Annotated in this window: 14 protein-coding genes; 1 reads left to right on the forward strand and 13 read right to left on the reverse strand. The window is 70.2% G+C overall.

Annotated features, from left to right (window positions below; genetic code table 11):
- Window positions 1-7: 7 nt before the first annotated feature.
- The 12 genes from P3T35_RS10295 to P3T35_RS10350 all read right to left on the reverse strand — a co-directional run bounded on the left by P3T35_RS10295 (window position 8) and on the right by P3T35_RS10350 (window position 12926).
- Window positions 8-1789: an ABC transporter substrate-binding protein gene (locus P3T35_RS10295; RefSeq protein ID WP_101384413.1), complete on the reverse strand. Its 1782-nt coding sequence runs from the start codon at window positions 1787-1789 to the stop codon at window positions 8-10.
- Window positions 1786-2163 (reverse strand): hypothetical protein, encoded by a 378-nt coding sequence (locus P3T35_RS10300; RefSeq protein ID WP_101384414.1) that lies wholly within the window; start codon window positions 2161-2163, stop codon window positions 1786-1788. The genes P3T35_RS10295 and P3T35_RS10300 overlap by 4 nt, the downstream gene beginning before the upstream one ends.
- Complete coding sequence (locus tag P3T35_RS10305; RefSeq protein ID WP_101384415.1) at window positions 2160-3422, reverse strand: ATP-grasp domain-containing protein; 1263 nt, start codon at window positions 3420-3422, stop codon at window positions 2160-2162. Before P3T35_RS10305 ends, P3T35_RS10300 begins: the two co-directional genes overlap by 4 nt.
- Before the next feature lie 12 nt (window positions 3423-3434).
- Window positions 3435-4664 (reverse strand): MFS transporter, encoded by a 1230-nt coding sequence (locus P3T35_RS10310; RefSeq protein WP_101384416.1) that lies wholly within the window; start codon window positions 4662-4664, stop codon window positions 3435-3437.
- A complete protein-coding gene (locus tag P3T35_RS10315) occupies window positions 4661-6226 on the reverse strand; it encodes a class I tRNA ligase family protein (protein WP_101384417.1) in 1566 nt (521 codons plus the stop codon). The genes P3T35_RS10310 and P3T35_RS10315 overlap by 4 nt, the downstream gene beginning before the upstream one ends.
- A complete protein-coding gene (locus tag P3T35_RS10320; RefSeq protein WP_101384418.1) occupies window positions 6223-6630 on the reverse strand; it encodes a cupin domain-containing protein in 408 nt (135 codons plus the stop codon). The genes P3T35_RS10315 and P3T35_RS10320 overlap by 4 nt, the downstream gene beginning before the upstream one ends.
- Window positions 6631-6686: 56 nt before the next feature.
- Window positions 6687-7994 carry a SidA/IucD/PvdA family monooxygenase gene (locus P3T35_RS10325; protein WP_348533406.1) on the reverse strand — a complete coding sequence of 436 codons (1308 nt, stop codon included), beginning with the start codon at window positions 7992-7994 and terminating at the stop codon, window positions 6687-6689.
- Window positions 7995-8277: 283 nt separating this feature from the next.
- Window positions 8278-8598 carry a hypothetical protein gene (locus P3T35_RS10330; RefSeq protein WP_101384420.1) on the reverse strand — a complete coding sequence of 107 codons (321 nt, stop codon included), beginning with the start codon at window positions 8596-8598 and terminating at the stop codon, window positions 8278-8280.
- Window positions 8595-9044, reverse strand: coding sequence for a VOC family protein (locus P3T35_RS10335; protein WP_180356814.1), 450 nt, complete (start codon window positions 9042-9044; stop codon window positions 8595-8597). The genes P3T35_RS10330 and P3T35_RS10335 overlap by 4 nt, the downstream gene beginning before the upstream one ends.
- Window positions 9045-9073: 29 nt before the next feature.
- Window positions 9074-10150, reverse strand: a complete 1077-nt coding sequence (locus tag P3T35_RS10340) for a ParB N-terminal domain-containing protein (protein WP_101384421.1) — start codon at window positions 10148-10150, stop codon at window positions 9074-9076.
- A gap of 198 nt (window positions 10151-10348) precedes the next feature.
- Window positions 10349-11683 carry an MFS transporter gene (locus P3T35_RS10345; RefSeq protein WP_101384422.1) on the reverse strand — a complete coding sequence of 445 codons (1335 nt, stop codon included), beginning with the start codon at window positions 11681-11683 and terminating at the stop codon, window positions 10349-10351.
- 49 nt (window positions 11684-11732) lie between these two features.
- Entirely contained in the window at window positions 11733-12926 is a 1194-nt protein-coding gene (locus P3T35_RS10350; protein ID WP_280705425.1) for an ATP-grasp domain-containing protein, read from the reverse strand.
- A 645-nt stretch (window positions 12927-13571) separates the two neighbouring features.
- On the opposite strand from P3T35_RS10350, the gene pepN reads away from it, so the two are divergent.
- The gene (gene pepN / locus P3T35_RS10355; RefSeq protein ID WP_101384424.1) at window positions 13572-16049 is read left to right on the forward strand and encodes an aminopeptidase N; all 2478 of its coding nucleotides are present in this window, start codon (window positions 13572-13574) and stop codon (window positions 16047-16049) included.
- A gap of 108 nt (window positions 16050-16157) precedes the next feature.
- Here the strand turns inward: pepN and P3T35_RS10360 are convergent, their stop codons facing one another.
- On the reverse strand, window positions 16158-17405 hold the full coding sequence (locus P3T35_RS10360; protein WP_280705427.1) for an amino acid permease: 1248 nt from the start codon (window positions 17403-17405) through the stop codon (window positions 16158-16160).
- Window positions 17406-17663 lie beyond the last annotated feature (258 nt).

Here is a 17663-nt window from a genome sequence, read left to right on the forward strand (position 1 = left end):
GGTCGCCTCAGTCCTCAACGTAGTACCAGTTCTCGGGGTTGATCATCCCGTACGGGTTGACCGGGCCGAAGCCGTGCAACTGGTCGGAGACCTCGAAGATCCGGATCGGGAAGTTCGGCATGAAGATCACCGGCACCTGCTCGGCGATGTAGTCCTGGTACTCGTAGAGCGCCGCCAGGTCGTCGCTGGTCACCGTCTTCTCGATCAGCTCATCGGCCCGCGGGTCGGTGTAGTGCCCGAAGTTGCCGCCGGCGCCCGTGCTGAACAGGATCTCGCCGGTGGGCTGGTGGAAGACCCAGCCGCCGTTCCAGTTGCACGCCTCCCAGCGGCACGGCTCCTCCGGGCTGGGGACGCACGGCGCGTCCTCGGCCACCAGCACCGAGCCGTAGACCTCCTGCAGGCGCACCTCGATACCGGCCTTGGCGGCGTCGTCGCGGAACTGCTCCATCACCCGGGTCAGGGCGGGCCGGCCCTCGACGTAGCGCAGCAGGAAGCTCGCCCACGTCCCCGCCGGGATGCCCTCACCGGCCTGGCCCGGGCCGGTGCCCGGATTGACGCAGACCGCCGGAGTGGTGGAGGTGTCCCAACCGTTCTCCGCCAGCAGGCGCTTGGCCCGCTCGGGGTCGAACGGCAGCGGCCAGGCGCCCTCGCGCTGGCGCGGCGAGACGAAGTCGGTCTTCGGGAAGACCGGTACCGGCCCGTTCTGCCGGTAGGCGTAGCCCTTGTAGACGTCGCGCACCGCCGAGTCCTGGTCCACGCTGGACTGCAGGGCCTGGCGGAAGTACGGCTGGGCGAAGAGCTTGCCCTGCACCGTCGGGTTGTTGAAGTTGAGCGAGATGTAGCGGACGCAGTAGGCGGTCTGCGGGTACATCGTGTAGCCGGTTAGCGGGTTGGGGCCGCCCTTGTCCGGGCTCACCGCAGGCTCGGTGGCGAAGCTCAGCGGCAGGAAGCCGACCTGGATCGCGTCCGACCCGTCCGGGCCGGCCTGCAGCCGGGTGTACTGCTCCTCGTCGGAGTCAGTCGGGACCTGCCGGAACTCGTCCAGGTAGGGCTTGTTCGGCCCCGAGTAGTGCGGGTTGGGAACGAAGGTGACGATTCCCTCAAGGGTGTAGCTCTTCAGTTTCCAGGGGCCGCTGACGATGGACCAGATCGGGCTGTCGGCCCACTTGGTGCGGTGCGCGTTCCCCTCGTCCAGGATGTCGCCCTGCTCCGCCATCAGGTAGGCGTAGACGCTCTCGACATCGGCGAGGTCGCCCGAGGCATTGGCCGGGCCGTCAGCGGTCCGGTCCCAGGCCTTGGGCAGCGGGGTGATGGTGGAGAGCTGGTTGAAGAGCACCCAGCGCTGCGAGTAGACCTTGTCGAAGGTGAAGTAGACCTGGTTGTCGGCGAGTTTGCCGTAGTCGGTGAGGTTGTCGGGGAAGTAGCCGGGGACGTACTCCCCGTACCGTGCGCCCTTGACCTTCATCAGGTTGACCCAGAACAGCACGTTGTCGGCGCAGAGCGTCTCGCCGTTGGACCACTTCCACGGCTTGACAGTGATGGTGACGGTCAGGCCGTCTTCGCTCCAGACCGGCTCCTCACCGATGCTGTTGGCGTAGTCGACGTCCGGCACGCCGTTGCTTCCGAAGAAGTACAGCGTGCGGTACATGAGGGCCTGGAACTCCAGGATGTTGCGGGTGCCCATCCGCTCCGCGGGGGTGAACGGGAAGATCACCGCGGGCGGGAATCCGGGGGCCATCGCCCAGGTGACGACTCCGCCCTGCTTGGGCTTCTTCGCGCTGTCGTTCATCGCCGCTCCTGCCTCTCGTCGTGGTCGGCGGCGTCGCTGTCCGCCTCGATCTCCTCCAGGTACGACACCCCGCTGGCCGCGTGCGGGCCGTACCGCTCCCAGGTCTCGGCCAGCCGGATCCGGCCGTCGGGGAGGGTCGCGGGGGTGGAGCGGCAGCGGCCGGAGACCACCTCCCCGTCGCTCAGCACCACGCAGTACGCGAACTCCAGTTCGCCGTCGGGGCCGCAGAGCCCGGTGAGGGTGCCCCGGCGGGCGTCGCCGCCGGAGAACTCGCCCCAGAGCAGGTTGCCGCGCTGGCGGTACTGCGCCACGCGCCCCGACTCGCCGTGGTCCGCCCCGACCGGGCGGAACCGCCTGCCGTTGTAGTCGATCACTTCTCCTCCACCGGGTACGGGTCTAGGTCGACGGTGATCTTCGCGGCGAAGTCGTTCATGGTCTCCATGGCGTCCTCCAGCGAGTCGCCGGTGGTGCCCAGGAAGCCGAAGATGGTGTTGCCGTACGGCGGGCGCAGGATGACGTCCCCGGGCCGTGCGGTGATCTTCAGCAGGAAGGCCTTCTCGGAGTCGCTGACCTCGGCCGGCACGTCGATGCCGCGCACCACGCCGCCATCGCTGATCAGGCACATCGAGGCGGTGTGCACCCCGGTCGGCTGGAAGTGCCGCACCTCGGGACGCTTGCCCGCGCCGATGTCGGCCACGGCCTTGATCGGGTCGTGGGCCGCCGTCAGCCGGGCGATCTCGTCCAGGCCGCCGCCGCCCACCCGGGCCGCGATCTCCAGCAGGTAGGGCTTGCCCTGGTGGAACCGGACTTCGGCGTGCGCGACGCTGCGGCGCAGGCCCTGGGCGTGCAGACCGGCCTTGACCACCTCGTGGACGGCCGCCAGGTCCTCGGCGCTCATCGAGGTCGGCGCGTGGTGCACGTCGTCGTCGAAGGTCGCGCCCTCGACCGTGATCCGGTCCACCACCGAGCCGAGGTAGACCTCGTCGTCCCAGGCCAGCGCCTCGATCAGGTACTCCTTCCCGTCGAGGAAGGACTCCACCAGCAGGCCGTTCGGACCGAGGTCCAGGCCGGCCACCTCGGAGTTGGCCCAGAACATCTTCTGGATGCCCTCGGCCGCCTGCGCGTAACGCTCGGTGAGTTCGGCCTCGTCGTCCACCTTGAAGACGTAGTTGCTGCCGGCGCCCATGGTCGGCTTGATGATCACCGGGTAGCCGAACTCCCCGGCCGCGGCGAGGGCTTCGTCCGCCGACTCGACGAGGCGGAAGGCCGGGTGCGGGGCGTTGCCGCGCTCGTGCGCTTGGCGCATCAGGTACTTGTTGCGGCTCGCCTTGGCGGCCTCCACCCCGATGCCGGGCAGGCCGAGGCCCTCGGCCACCGCAGCGGCGGTGATCACCGCGGACTCGGAGAAGGTGATCACGCCGTCGAACTGCTCGGTCTTGTGCCACTCCTGGGCCAGCTCGACGATGCGCGAGACGTCCCGGGTGCCGGCGAGCCGGTACTTCTCCTCGGGCCAGAAGTCGGGCGTCCCTTCGCCGTTGAGCACGTACAGGTCCACGCCGAAGGCCTCGACCTGCCGATAGCGCGAGATGTAGTACGACAGGTACTGGATGGTTTCGATGGTCAGCAGTTTCACGGGTCTCTCCGTTCAACCGGATTGGGTACGACGTGAGTTGTGCGCCCTGGGGCGCATGAGGAGCGATCCCGCCAGCAGCACGACGGGCAGTGCGGTGACGGCCGCCAGGGTGAGGTAGCCGCGGACCACCCCGGCGTGGTCGCAGACCGTCGCGACCAGCACGGTGACCAGCACGGCGGCGGCCAGGCCGAGCGCGTTGACGGTGCCGAACACCCGCCCGGCCCGCTCGGCGCGGACCGCCCGGGTCAGCTCGACCCGGGACGGCAGCCGGCCGAGCGCGAAGGTCGTCCCGCCGAGCAGGATGCCGGGCAGCATGGTCCAGACCGAGATCGGCTGGACCAGCGCCAGCAGCGCGCAGACCAGGTAGCCCCAGAGCAGCAGCTGCCGGTAGTCGACCCGGTGCTGCCACCGCTGGTACAGCGCCGCCCCGATCAGCATGCCGACGCAGGCCAGCGCGTCGACCACGCCGAGCAGGCCGGAGCCCTGATGGAACCGGCGCACCACCACGACCATCAGCAAGGTGTTGGCCGTGGTCGCGATGACGCTGCCAATGCAGTACAGGGCGCCGAGCCGGACCACCGGCCCGTCCGGAACCCGCTCGGATTCCGGTTCGGCAGAAGCCAGTCGGGCCACCGGGCGGTGGCGTCCGATCAGCAGCATGCACAAGCCGGAGAGCAGGAAGGTCACCGCGTTGAAGAAGAACAGCGGTACCACCCCGGCGAACTGGGCAACCAGTCCGCCGATCAGACCCGAGAGCACCATGCCGGCCTGGACCGCCATCTCGTAGCGCGAACTGAACGTTCCCAGCCGCTCGGTGGCGATCCGCTCCTTGACCAGCGCCTGACTGGCGGGCGTGAACAGCGCCGCCAGGCAGGCCAGCACGAAGCTGACGGCATAGGCCCCGGCCCCGGCCGAGCCGTGGGCCAGCAGCCACACCGGCAGGGCCAGTGCGGCGAGCGCACTGGTCACATCGGACAGCAGGCACAGCGTCCGCCGGTCGAACCGGTCCGCCAGCCGCCCGAACAGCGCCGAGAGCGCCACCTGCGGAAGCGCCGTCGCGATGTACACCCAACCGACCGAGAGCGCCGTGCCGGTACTGCGGTAGATCAGCAGCGAAGCGGCGATCAGCTGGATGTTGTTGCCCAGGTTGGTGACGAACGCGGCCGGCAGCAGCAGGCGTTCGGCCCGGCCCACCCGGGGGTGGGCGGCTGCGGCGTCCGGTCGCAGGGAGGTCGAGGTCACGGCAGCGACGGAAGGCGGAACGGTGCGATCTTGTCGACCGGCTCAGGGGCGAGCGAGAGCACCACTCCGGCCTCGGCGGCCAGCCGCGCGGTGTCCACCAGGATCGGTGCGGCCCAGCCGAGCAGCGACCTCACGGCGACCAGCAGGTCACCCAACTCGCTTTGCCCAGAGGCGCGTTCGTTGAGGGTGGCGACCCGGTCGGCGATCAGCTCGGCCGCCCGGGCCACACTGAAGCCGGTCAGCTCGAAGCAGCCGCGCATGGCCGTCGCGAACCGCTCCTGGTCCGCCCGTCCCGCGGCGGTGACCTGCTGCGGTGCGCTGCCGGCCGCGTCCGTCAGGCTCGCCAGCCTGGCCGCCAGCTCGTTCCACGGACCGGTCAGCCGGCGGGCGGTGACCTCGGCCAGGCCGGCCCGGTCGAAGTTGGTCCGCTCCCGCTCGGGCAGGGTCAGCGCCAGGTAGAACCGGGCCGTGTCCCGAGGAGTGGTGGCCACCAGCTCGGCGCCCCTGATCAGGTGGTTCCGGCTGGTGGAGAACTTGGCGTGGTCCAGCTCGTAGAACTCGTTGACCACGCTGGCGCTCGGCCGGATGTAGCGGTCGCCGTGCGCGAGCAGCAGGACCAGGTCGACCAGGCCCCAGTGGTAGACGTTGTCGAAGCCGTGGAAGTAGACCAGTTCGGCGCCGTTCGACGCCTTCCAGTACTCGTCGTACGGGAGCGCCTGGTCCTCGCCGTTGGCCCACCAGGTGGCGTACATGGAGGCGGGCATGGCCTCGACCCACGGGTAGACGATCTGGCCCGGGGACGGCGCGAACGGTGCGGGGACACCCCAACTGCCCGGAATCGTTACCGGGATGACCGGCAGCGGACGGGCCAGCAGCTCCCGGATCAGCTGGGCGGGGTGCGGACGCCAGCGCGGCAGCACCTCGGCGAAGTGCGCCTCCAACTCGGCCCGGTACTCCTCCATGGGCAGCACCAGGATGGTCTCCTCGCGGAACGAGACCGGCTCCTCCGGATCCAACGCGTAGCGGGCGTCGAGCAGTTCGTCGAAGTTGTTCGGATGGCCGCAGTCCTCACAGGTGCCGCCGCTGCTGCCGGCCCCACAGGACGGGCAAGTACCGGTCAGCAGACCGTCGTAGAGGTGCCGGCCGGCGCGCTCGGCGTACGGCAGGCGGACGGTCAGGGTGCGCAGCCGGCCGGCCTCGTGCAGCGCGGTGACGAACTCCATCACCGCCTCGCGGTAGCGGGCGTCGATCGGCGGCAGCACCCGGCCCTCGGGGGCGGTCGGTTCGATCCCCATCGCGGTCAGCGAACGCTCGATGGCCACCGTGGAGTCCGCCGCCAGCCGGGCGGGCGTGGTGTTCCTGCGCTGGGCGGTGGAGACCACATAGGTCTGGCTGTCGTCGGTCGCCGTCGTGGCCGTCACCGACAGGCCGGTGGCCCGCAGGTAGCGGGCGTAGACGTCCGCGGCCAGGTACGGACCGGCCATGTGGCCCACGTGCAGGTCTCCGTTGGGCGTCGGGGTGGCCGCGATCAGGATCCGGGGCCGCTGGTCGGGCTCGGTCATGCCCCGGCACCGCCGTTCGGCCCGGTCCCGGCGTGCGGGCCCTCCTGGTGGCGGGTCAGGAAGCCGCCCGCCAGGTCGGCGTCCCACCAGATCGCGTAGAACTCGAAGTCGGCGTCCGAGGCGTTGACCACCTGGTGCACGGTGTGCGGCTCGAAGTGGATGATGTCGCCCGCGACGAACGGCACCCGCTTGCCCTCGCTGCGGATCTCCGAGGCGCCGGACAGCGCGATCCAGATCTCGTACTCGTGGTGCCCGTGCTCGCCCGACTCGGTCCCGGGTGCGACGACGCACCAGGAACCCTCGAACGGGGCGTTCAGCAGCGGCCAGGGCACCAGCCGCTGGGCGCGCAACTGGTTGTCGAGCTTCAGCCCTACCCGGTCCAGCGGACGGATCTCATGTGCCATGGGGAATCTCCTCGAAAAGTGCCGGTGCGAGCAAGTGACGGAGAGCTGACGATCCGTCAGGCGACGTCGGCCAGCAGCGGGGTGTGCCGGCCGTCCTGCCCGCGGTGCAGCAGCAGGTCGGAGACGATCTCGCCGGAACGGCCGGCCAGCACGCTGAGCAGCGAGTCCGAGATGCCGTGAGTGGCCTCGTTCACGCCCTGCAGATAGCACGAGGCGCCGTCGGCGGAATTCGGAACGGCGAGCCGGTAATTGCGGTCGACGGTGATCTCGTCGAGGCCGAGTTCGCCGGCCAGCTCCTCGACGAGTTTCGGCATCGCCCCGTTGAATCCGGTGCCGAGCAGTACCAGATCGCAGCGCGATTCGCTGATCGCCCCGGTCTTCCGGTCGCGCATCGTGAGGACGATCTCCTCGCCCTCCATGCGGGTCGCGGTGATCTCGGTCATCGTCACGATCTTGAGCCGCTCGGCGCCGGCGAGGCGCTCCAGGTAGCGCTGCCGGTAGAGCGTCTCCAGCATGGCCGGAGCCAGTCCCGCGTAATTGCTCAGGTGCATTTCCCGGAGCAGCTGCTCGCGGGCATCCGGGGAGGCCGAGTGGAACTCGTCGATGAACGAGGTGTAGTAGATCTCGTTGGTGAACTTGCTCGATTCGTAGTTCTTCAGGCCGATCGAGCGCATCACCAGTGTGGTCTCGGCGGCCGGGAACCCCTGGTGCGCCGCCCAGAGCAGCTCGGCAGCGCTCTGCGCCCCGCCGATCACCATGATCCGGTGCTTGCCGGCCGGGTCGAGGTCGGCGATCCGGGCGGAGTACTCGGTGCTGTGGATCACCCGCTCGGCCGGGAGGCCGGCGAACTCGGCGGGGATCCGGGCGTCCCGCCCGGCGCCGATCACCAAGTCCCGGGCGGCCACCTCGGTGCCGTCGGAGAAGGCGGCCAGCCAGCCGGTGACCTTGCCGCCGGCACCCCGCCTCGGGGTGATGCCCTCGCACCGCATGCCGTAGGCGACCCGCACCTCGCTCAGGGAGTCGGCCACCCACTGCAGGTACCCGGAGATCTCCTGGCGGTACGGCGTGAAGGTACCGAGGTTGATGAACTCGTCGAGCTGGCCGACCGTGTGCAGGTAGTTGATGAACGAGAACTTGCTGCGCGGATTCCGCAGCGTCACCAGGTCCTTGAGGAAGGAGACCTGGCTCTGCGTCCAGGGCAGCAGTATTCCGCGCTGCCACACCACCGAATCGTGCTGCTCGGCCAGGAGGGTCTTTCTGGCCACGTCACTGGGCGCCAATTCCTCCAGGGCCACGGCCAGGGCGAGATTCGCCGGGCCGGCCCCGATGGCGAGCAGTTCGACTTCCTGTCCGTTCAAAGCCATCCCCTGTCAGTGAACATAGGAGCTCTGGAGCTCAAGTAGGTTGGAGCTCAAGAAGGTTGCGAACGTTGGAGCTCAAGAAATATGGAGCTCGCGAATGCTGGAGCTCAAGAGGCGTGGAGCTCAAGAAGATTGGAAATCATGAACGCCTCGGAGTTCGGAAACCCAGGGGTCCGGGGACTTAGGAGTCCGGGGACTTAGGAGTCCGGGAACTTGGGAGTCCGGGGACTCAGGGGTCCGGGAACTCGGGTATCAATCCGCAAGCGATGCTGCCAGCCAGGTTTTACTATGGCAAGTCTTCGCCGGGAGTTTCACCGGAGAGCGGCACGGTGGCGGCCGAACGGCCCGCCCCGAGAGCGTACTTGGCCGCGCCACCGGTCCCGCCGGTGAAGGAACGTACCCGGACCACCGGATCGGTGCGGACCACCGCGCCCGCGAGGACCGCCTGCTCCAGCAGGGCGTCCCGCAGCGCGGCGGGGGAGAGGTGGCCGGCTTGCCGCTCGACCACCGCGATGGTGTCCGGCGGGAGCCCCAGGAAGGGCTTCAGGGCAGGGAGTTCGCGCAGTTCGGCGGAGCCCGGCAGGAGCTCGTCGATGGCGGTTCTCATGGGGCCCCGGCCGCGGTGCCGGGGTGGGCGTAGGTGTCGCCGGCGACCGGTGGATCGGTGCGCCGGTACTCGACCAGCTCGATCAGCAGCCCCGCCGGGCGTTTGGCGTAGACGAAGGCCACCCACATGCCGGGCCGGGCCCCCGGTTGCGGCTCGCGGTCCACCGGGACCAGGCCGAGCCCCCGCAGGCGCTCCAACTCGGCTACCACGTCGTCCACTTCGAAGGCGATGTGATAGAGCCCCGGTCCGTGCTCGGCCAGCCGGCGGCTGATCGCCGCCTCGTCGTTCAGTGGCGCGACCAGTTCGACGGCGCAGCCGCCCTTGTCGGCCTGCCAGAAGTCACAACTGACGCCGTACGTCTCGGCGTTGCCGCGATCCCCGGCGGTCAGGCCGAGGGCGGCCAGCAGGTCGCCGGCACCCTGCGGGTCGCCGGTCGCCACTCCCACGTGGTCAAGTCTGACGATCACGGCTTCCCCTATCCGATCTGTCTTGCGCGCCCGCGTAGTTCGGTCGCCAACTCTCGCCAGTTGTCGGCGCACTCCAGTGCGAGGGCCGATACGGTCGTGAGCAAGTGTGGTGGAATCGACTGGAGTTCGTGCTCCGCCTCGCTGACCACCACCAGCCGCTGGTGGAGCCAGGTCAGCAGCGCGCGGCCACTGTCGGTGAACCGCAGCGACGGGTCCCGGCGCAGCCTCTCCAGGCCGGCGAACGCCTCGTCGGCGCGCCGCTGGGCCGGCAGACGCTGCGAGCCGAGCCGGCTGGGCGCCGGATCCGCCGCCACGCCGGCCCGCCGTGCGGGCCCGGACTCCGCAAGCCTCTGCGCGGACGCCTCGGATGTCCCGGACTGCGCGGGCGGCGTTGTGGCCGTCCACTTGGTGAAGGACTGCGAATCTGTCCGCTGGGCCGGGACCGAACCGGTCCTGGCGGCGCCCGGCTGGACCGGCTCCTCGTCGCGGATCCGGCACCGCACCCCGTGCGCGGTGCTCACCGAGACCCCGGCGGCCTGGGCGATCTCCCGGAGCGAGGCGTCGGGCCGCTCCCTGATGACCTTCGCCACCCGGCGGCGGCCCTCGTCCGCGTTGACCGGCCGCAGTCGGCCGTCGCGCCCCACCCGGGCGTCCGACTGTCCACTGTCGCCGGTCGAGCGGCGGCGGATCTCGCTGACCGTCTTCGCGGAGAGCCCGGTGTTCCGCGCGATCGATCGGTCGGACATCTCCGGATGCATGGTGACGATGCGTTCGGCGGCCGCCTTGCGCTCGGAGACGGTGAGCGGCAGCCCGTGTGCGATGTTGGCTTCCACCGAAAGCAGGTAGGCGGCCTCCTCGGTGCCGTCGAAGTACTCGACGGCAATCGAGTCCTCGCCCTTGAGTTGGGCGGCCCGCAAGCGGTGCAACCCGTCGATGACCCGCATGGTCTGACGGTGGATCAGGATCGGCGGCAGCGTCGCATCGGTTTCGGCGAGACGAGCGATGTGGGCCTTGTCCTCGATGGTGAATCGCGGGGATTCCCCGGGCAGCACCGAGTCGATGGGAATGCGGTCGGCAGTGTTCATGAGCGCCCCCTCAACGGGATGTACCGTGCGCACCGTGCTGGCGTGTGGTGGTGGATTCGCCAGACGGGATGTCGTTCATGCGGCCGTGCGCCGCGCGCGCCGCTTCGCGTGGGGTCACCGGAGGGGCGGCGGTACGGCCTGCGGTGTAGTGCTGTCGGTACGGGCCGGCTGCCGGGTGACCACCGGCCCGTACCGGGATCAGACGGACTCGGTGACCGGCTCCGGCTCCGGAGTCCCGTCCATGGCGGCCTTCTTGGCGCCCGGGAAGGCGAACAGCCCGAGCACGCACGCCGCGGCGGAGAGCAGGCCGAGAGTCGGCCAGACCGCGCGGCCGAGGCCGAGGAAGAGTTCCCCGCCGATGACCGGGCCGATCGCGGTGCCGAGGTTGAAGATGAACTGGAAGCTGCTGATGTAGACCGGCTTGAGGTGGGCGGGCCCGGCGGTGGCCGGGAAGGAGAAGACCGCCGGGCCGCCCATGATCTCGGCGGTGGTCCAGATGAGGGTGCCGATCAGGATGACCGCCCCGCCCAGCGGGAAGCCGTAGAACATCTCGCCGAGGCCGACCAGCGCCCAGGGGATCACGACGCTCAGCCGCAGCGGCCACTTCTGGGTGAACTTGGTCAGCGGCAGCTCGAAGACGATGACCATGAAGCCGTTGAGCGCCACCGCCAGCGTGTACCAGAGCACGTTCACGTGTTCCTTGGCGACGTCCAGCGGCAGCGTGCTGGTGTACTGCACGTAGACGACCGTGTTGAACAGCATGCCGATCAGGAAGAACATGTAGCGGCGGTCCCGCAGGACCGCGCGGTAGCCGGTCGGCCCGGCCGTGGCGGCGGACTGCTCGGTGGTGGACGGCCCGTCGGCGGCCGGCGCCGGCTCGCTGCTCTCGGCCTTGGCCGACGCGGCGACGTCAGCCTCGTCGTGCTTCCTCGGGATCAGGAAGAAGGCGATCAGCGCGTAGACCACCGCGACCAGCGCCTCGCCCCAGAAGAGCACGGTGTAGCTCTTGTGGCGCAGGTTGAAGAGGGCGTAGCCGAGCAGCGGTGAGGCCATCGTGCCCAGGTTCAGACCCCAGCGGTAGATCGCGAAAATCATCACCTGCCGGGTGTCCGGGGTGAGTTCGGAGAGCAGCGAGGCCGAGGCCGGCCGGTACATCAGGCCGACCGCACTCACCAGGAAGACGGCGGCCACGATCGCCGGGTAGCTCGGCACGTACACGATGGTGGCCAGCAGCACCGCCGAGCTGGCCATGCTCAGCACGGTGGCGTTGCGCGCGCCGAGCCGGCTGGCGAGCGCACCGCCGACCAGCACGCCCACCATGCCGCCGGCGCCGTAAGCCCCGAGGGCCAGCGAGGCCTCGGCCGTGGAGTAGCCCTTCGAGACCAGGTAGAGCACGAGGAAGATGGTGAGGAAGGCGCCGAGGCGGTTGACGATGACACCGGCCAGGATCGCCTTGACCGCTGGGTGGGATTCCTTGAACGTGACCCAGGCTCCCGGGCCTTGGGAGGAGGGCTGCTGTTCGTTCTCGGTCATTTGCTGTGGCTGTCTTTCAGTCGGATGACAGATGGCGGGACGAGGTGGTTCAGACCGAGTTGACGACCAGCGCGGCGCCGGCCTCGTCCAGCGCCTGCCGGCAGGAGTCCACCGAATCCGCGGTCACGGTCGCGAAGGCGATCCGGCCCCAGACGGTGCCCTTGGGCGGCGGCGAGACGACAGCGCCGGGTGCGGCCACGACCACCGACTGGTCGATGGCGGCGGGCAGTTCGCCTTCGAAGGCGAGCGAGCCGAGGGTGGTGTCCTCCTCGGCGACATAGAAGAAGCGGACCCCGCTGATCCGGTGACGCGACGGGGTCAGGTCGGGCTCCAGACCACAGGCCACCGAGGCCGCGGCAAGCCCGGGGTCGATCCCGGTGGCCAGCAGGCCCAGGTAGGGGATGAGGTCCCCGCCGAGCCGCCCGTTGACCTCGATCAGCTTGGGGCCGTCGGCCGTGAGCATGAACTCCGTGTGGGTCCAGGCGTTTTCCACGCCGAGCGCGGCGTGCGCGTCCTGGAGCGCGGCTATCAGCGCCGGGTCGGTGAGCAACGGGTCGTCGGCGTCGACGAAGTGGCCGATCTCCTCGGCGTAGGGCGGGTAGCCGACCACCTTGCGGCCGATGAACAGCGGTGTCACCACGCCGCCCCGGATCGCCGCGTCGACGCTGATCTCCTCGCCGGTGACGCACTCCTCAACCAGGTACGGCTCCGCGGAGTTGAAGAGCACCGGCTCCGGGATGACGATCGACGTGGTGAACGCGAAGCCCGCGCTCAGCGCGGTGGCGTCCTCGACCCGGATCACGCCGAGGCTGGCACCGAAGCCGCGGGGCTTGAGCACGACGGGGTAGCCGAGCTCCTCGGCCGCGGCCAGGGCCTCCTGCTCGGTGGAGACGGGTATCGACGCGGGCTGCGGCACGCCGGCCGCGGCGAGCGCCGCGCGGGTCTGGCCCTTGTCGCGCAGCCGCCAGATGACCGCCGGGTCCCCGTTGGGCAGTCCGAGCGCTTCGGCGACGTACGCGGTGGCGTGGATGCGCACCTCGTCCCAGCAGAGCACGCCGGCCACCGGGGTGGCGGCATGCAGGTCCAGTGCCGCCTTGGCCATCGCCGGGCCGTCGCAGGTGTCGGGGAGCACCGTCCAGCCGCTCAGATAGGCCTTCTCCCAGGACGGCTCGATGGTGTGGAAAAGGTGGACCCTAAAGTGAGTCGCGATCGACTTCAGCAGGTACTCACGGTAAGGACGCATGCCTGATGCGACCAAGAGGAGAAGGGGCCGATCCGTCGCTTCGTCACTGCCGGTGATCATAATTCTGGGTTCCCTTCCCGGGCCTCCATGATCGGCATGTCCGTCGCGCGGGCCGAGTCGCCCCTTCGGAGTCTCAGTGAGCGCGATAACACAACCTACAAGTGGCCCTGACGGACTGTCGAGGAGCCGGGCATTGAGTCCGGCCGGGCCCGCCCAATCAGAGCGCAAATGGGCGGGTTTGAGAAGCCTGCATCGGGCGCCGCTCGCGCCGTCAACCTTCTGCGGGCTTGTTCAACCGCTTGTTCTCCACACTCGAACGCCGAGGGCTGGGCGCTCTGGTGCAGGCGAGTGCTGCTCAGGCGGCGGGTGTCCGTGCTTATGGAACACCCGCCGGAGGTGCGGGCGCACCCTTGCGGCGCAGGAGGAGCATGAGATTCCGGTTGGGGCCGCGGGGCCGGACGCCCCGGCGCGAATGTCGACAGGTTTTGCTCTCCGAACTCTGTCGACGGACCGCTTCGACGTGCATCATGTCCCCTTGTCAGCTCTCCCGGGGTCAGGACCGGGTCCAGAATGGCGAAATCCGTGCCGCTGGATGTCTCCGGGTATTCCTGGATTCCCCGAAAGCTTCTGAAAAGGGGAAGTAGAATGACCAGCCTCACCAAGGCAGAAGCCTCCCATCGGACCTCCGCCATTTCGGTCGGCGGCTATCAGGTGACGCTCGACCTCGCCGGCCCGGCGGAGGTGTTCCGTTCCACCACCGCCATTCGGTTCACCGCCGCACAGCCGGATGCGGAGATGTTCTTCGAGCTCCGGCCGGCCCTCCTGCGCGAGGTCACCCTGAACGGCACGCCGCTGGACGTGGCGCTGCTGAGCGACGGGCGCTTCCCCCTCACCGGCCTGGCCGGCGAGAACGAGCTGACCGTGGTGGCGGACATGTCCTACTCCCGCAGCAACGAGGGCCTGCACCGGTTCACCGACCCGGCGGACGGGCAGGTCTACGTCTACGGCTTCCCCTATGCGGACCAGGCCCCGCGGATCTTCGCTTGCTTCGACCAGCCGGACTTGAAGGCCCCGTTCGTCTTCACCGTTACGACGCCTGAACATTGGCAGGTGCTGTCCACTGCCGAGGCCTCGCAGACTGCCCCGGGTCAGTGGAAGATCGGCCCCACCGCACCCCAGGCGACGTACCTCACCACGATCGCCGCTGGTCCGTACGCGTCGTTCACCAGCGACCACGACGGTATCCGGCTCGGGCTGCATTGCCGAGCGTCGCTGGCCGACGCGATGAAAGCCGACGTGGCCGAACTCTTCGACGTGACACGGCGATGCCTCGACGAGAGCCACCGGCTGTTCGGCGTCCGCTACCCGCTGCCCAAGTTCGACCAGATGTTCGTGCCGGAGTTCAGCGTCATCTCGCTGGACCATCCCGGGCTGGTCCTGCTCCGCGAGCAGTGGCTCTTCAACTCGGCGGCACCCGACAGCGAACGGGAGACCAGGGCGGTCATCCTCGCCCACGGCATCTCGCTGATGTGGATGGCCGGCCTGGTCACCAACGCCTGGTGGGACGAACTCTGGCTCGGCCAGGCGTTCGCCGACTACCTCGCGCACCGCATCCCGTCCGAGGTCACCCGGTTCACCGGCCCACCGACCACCTTCGCGGCCCGCCGCAAGGGCCAGGCGTACGACGCCGACCAGCGCCCGTCGACCCACCCGGTCAGCGTGGCAGGCGAGTCCGTCGCCGCCGCCCTGCTCGACCTGGACCGGATCTCCTACTTCAAGGGACACTCGGCGCTGCGCCAGCTCTCCGCCGCGATCGGCGACGACGCGCTGCGCGCCGGGCTGCGCCTCTTCTTCGAACGGCACGCGCACGGCACCGCCACCTACAAGGACTTCCTGGACGCGCTGAGCGAGGCCGCCGGAGCGGACCTCACCCACTGGTCCGACACCTGGCTCAAGTCGGCGAACGTGAACACCCTTTGGCCGGAGCTGGAGACCTCCGACGGCGTCATCACCGCCGCCGCGATCCGCCAGTCCGCCCCGCAGACGCACCCCGTGCTGCGCCGGCACACCCTGGACATCGGCCTGTACGACGCCGCCGGGAGCCGCACCGCGCTGGTCCGCACGGTAGTCGACGGCGCCCGCACCCCCGTTCCCGAGCTGACCGGCCTGCCCGAGCCCGCGCTCCTGCTGCTCAACGACGGCGACCTGACGTATGCCAAGATCCGCCTCGACGAGCGCTCCCGGCAGGCACTGCCCGGCCTGCTGGCCGGGCTCGCGCCGATCAACCGCGCGATGCTCTGGTGCCAGCTGCTGCTCGCCGTCAAGGACGGTGCCTACCCGGCGGCCGACCACCTCGCCCTGGTCGCCGACATGGTCGCCGTAGAGCCGGAACTCTCCATCCTCACCGAAGTGTTGGAGCAAGCCAGGTTCCAGGTGGCGGACACCCTGCTGGACCCTGCCGAGCGCCCGGCGGCGGTGGCGAAGGTCGCCGACGCACTCCGCGGCCGGCTCGCCACCACGGGGCCCGACGCCGAGGAGGCCCTCACCCTCTTCCGCGGCCTGATCGACTTCACCCCGGACGCGGCGGAACTCGCCTCCTGGCTGGGCCCGGTGGAACTCCCGGCCGGCCTCGCCCTGGACACCGACCTGGCCTGGCGGATCCGGCTGCGGCTCACCGCGCTGGGCGGACTGGGCGCCGCGGAGATCGAGGCGGCGCAAGCGGCGGACCCCGGCTCCGACAGTGCGCTCGGTGCCCTCAAGTGCCGCGCCGCGCTGCCCGATCCAGCAGCCAAGGAGGCCGCCTGGAACGCGCTGCTCGCTCCCGGTGACCTCTCCAACTTCGAGGTCTTCGCGCTGGCCGGCGGCTTCTGGCAGCCCGAGCAGGAGGAGCTGACGGCACCGTACGTCATCCGCTTCTTCGAGGAACTGCCCGCGGTGGCCGGGAAGCAGGGCGACCTGGTACTGGACCTGCTGGTCAAGGCCCTCTACCCGAAGCACTCGGCTCGCCCCGAGACCGTGCGGCTGGCGCGGGCGCTGCTGGACAGCGGCCGGCTGCCCGACTCGCTGCGCCGGGCGGCCGCCGACCTGACGGACGACCTGGCGCGGGCGGCGGCCGTCCGCTGACGGTCCGGACCGCGGCCGGTCTGCGGCTCGCGGCGCTCAAGGGCGGCGAGCCGGTGTGACCCCAACGCCCCCTGATCGAGGGGCGGGTGAGCAACACCCGCCCCTCGATCAGGGGGCTTCGGTGCCCTTCGGGGCGCCCGGCCCGTACTTCCCGTACGCCAGCGCCCCCGCACCCACCAGCAGCGGCCAGAACAGGTACTGCCCCGACATCACCAGGAGGACCGCCACGGCCGCCAGCGCCACCAGCGCCGAGGCCCATGCCGCACTCCGCCTCGGCAGCAGCTTCACCGCCGCCCCCACACCCAGCGCGTACACCATGACGAAGGAACCGGTGGTCAGCAGCACCAGCGGCGCCGCGCCCACGTTGGCCGCCTCCACCCCGCCCAGCGCCAGCAGCGAGAGCACGGCCACCGCGGCCAGGCTGCGCCGCGGTACCTCCCCCGCCACACTGCCGCGCGCCAGAACGGCGGGCAACTGCCCGTCCCGGCCAAGCGCCGCACCCAGCTTGGACGCGCCGGCCCAGTACGCGTTCATTGCTCCCAAGGTCAGCAGCAGCGCCGAACCGGCCGCCAGTAGACGGGCGTTGCCCCCCAGCCCGCTGGCCATCAGGTCGCCGAGCGGCGCACTGGAGTCCGCCGCACCGGGCCCGAGCACCACGATCACCGCGAAGGCCAGCACGAGGTAGAGCGCACCGACGATCACCACGGCCATCCCGGTGGCCCTGGGCAGGTCCCGGCGGGGGGAGCGGAACTCACCGGCCAGGTACGTGATCGCCTCCCAGCCCGCGAAGCTCCACACCAGCAGCGCGGCGGCCGGGCCGATGGCCGACCACCCGTGCGGCGCGAACGGGTGCAGATGGGACAGCCGCGCCTGCGGCAGGGAGGTCGCGACCGCCGCCAGCAGAAGCGTCACCAGCAAGGCTGCAAGGGCGAGTTGGAGCCGCCCGGAGACCTTCAACCCCACCCAGTTGGCCAGGCCCACCACGGCCATCAGACCGGCCGCCGTCACCACGACCGTGGTCTTCCCGCCGCCGAGCGCCGATGCGACGTACGCCCCGCCGAACAGCCCGGCGGCCGCCGAGCCCGGCGGCACCGCGAAGTAGAAGCACCAGCCGGCGATCGAGGCGGCCCGGGGCCCGAAGGCCAACCGGGCGTAGTACGAGACGCCGCCCGCGTCCGGATAGCGCGAGCCCAGCGCCGCGAAGGTCGCGGCGAGCGGGGCGGAGAGGACCACCAGCCCGGCCCAGGCGAGCAGCGAGGCCGGCCCCGCCACCTTCGCCGCCATCGCGGGCAGGGCTATCACGCCGGTGCCCAACACCGCTCCGACATACATCGCGGTGCCCTGGACAAGGGACAACGTGCCGTGGTGCGAGGCGGATTGATCGGATCTACCGGAAGTCTCAGCTACATCGGTCACCGGGACACTATGGCAGGTCGCGGTCGGAAACTCCCGGGCTTGCGCCAATCGGATTTCCGCCTCCTGAACCGCGGGCCCGCCCGTCCGCGGGACCGCCAACCCGCCTGGTGGCCACGGCCGTTCGGCCCTGGCCACGGCGCTGCCCTTGCACCGGCGCGGCTACCTCGTCAGGCGTGGTGGCGGCCGTGCGCCGCGCCG

The sequence above is a fragment of the Kitasatospora sp. GP30 genome (assembly GCF_029892145.1).
In the GTDB taxonomy this organism is placed as follows: domain Bacteria; phylum Actinomycetota; class Actinomycetes; order Streptomycetales; family Streptomycetaceae; genus Kitasatospora; species Kitasatospora acidiphila.

Bases quoted from the DNA above. Each gene is read 5' to 3' on its own strand.
- P3T35_RS10295 (WP_101384413.1), bottom strand. From the start codon at position 1,789: ATGAACGACAGCGCGAAGAAGCCCAAGCAGGGCGGAGTCGTCACCTGG.
- P3T35_RS10315 (WP_101384417.1), bottom strand. From the start codon at position 6,226: ATGACCGAGCCCGACCAGCGGCCCCGGATCCTGATCGCGGCCACCCCG.
- P3T35_RS10320 (WP_101384418.1), bottom strand. From the start codon at position 6,630: ATGGCACATGAGATCCGTCCGCTGGACCGGGTAGGGCTGAAGCTCGAC.
- P3T35_RS10325 (WP_348533406.1), bottom strand. From the start codon at position 7,994: ATGGCTTTGAACGGACAGGAAGTCGAACTGCTCGCCATCGGGGCCGGC.
- P3T35_RS10330 (WP_101384420.1), bottom strand. From the start codon at position 8,598: ATGAGAACCGCCATCGACGAGCTCCTGCCGGGCTCCGCCGAACTGCGC.
- P3T35_RS10340 (WP_101384421.1), bottom strand. From the start codon at position 10,150: ATGAACACTGCCGACCGCATTCCCATCGACTCGGTGCTGCCCGGGGAA.
- P3T35_RS10345 (WP_101384422.1), bottom strand. From the start codon at position 11,683: ATGACCGAGAACGAACAGCAGCCCTCCTCCCAAGGCCCGGGAGCCTGG.
- P3T35_RS10350 (WP_280705425.1), bottom strand. From the start codon at position 12,926: ATGCGTCCTTACCGTGAGTACCTGCTGAAGTCGATCGCGACTCACTTT.
- pepN (WP_101384424.1), top strand. From the start codon at position 13,572: ATGACCAGCCTCACCAAGGCAGAAGCCTCCCATCGGACCTCCGCCATT.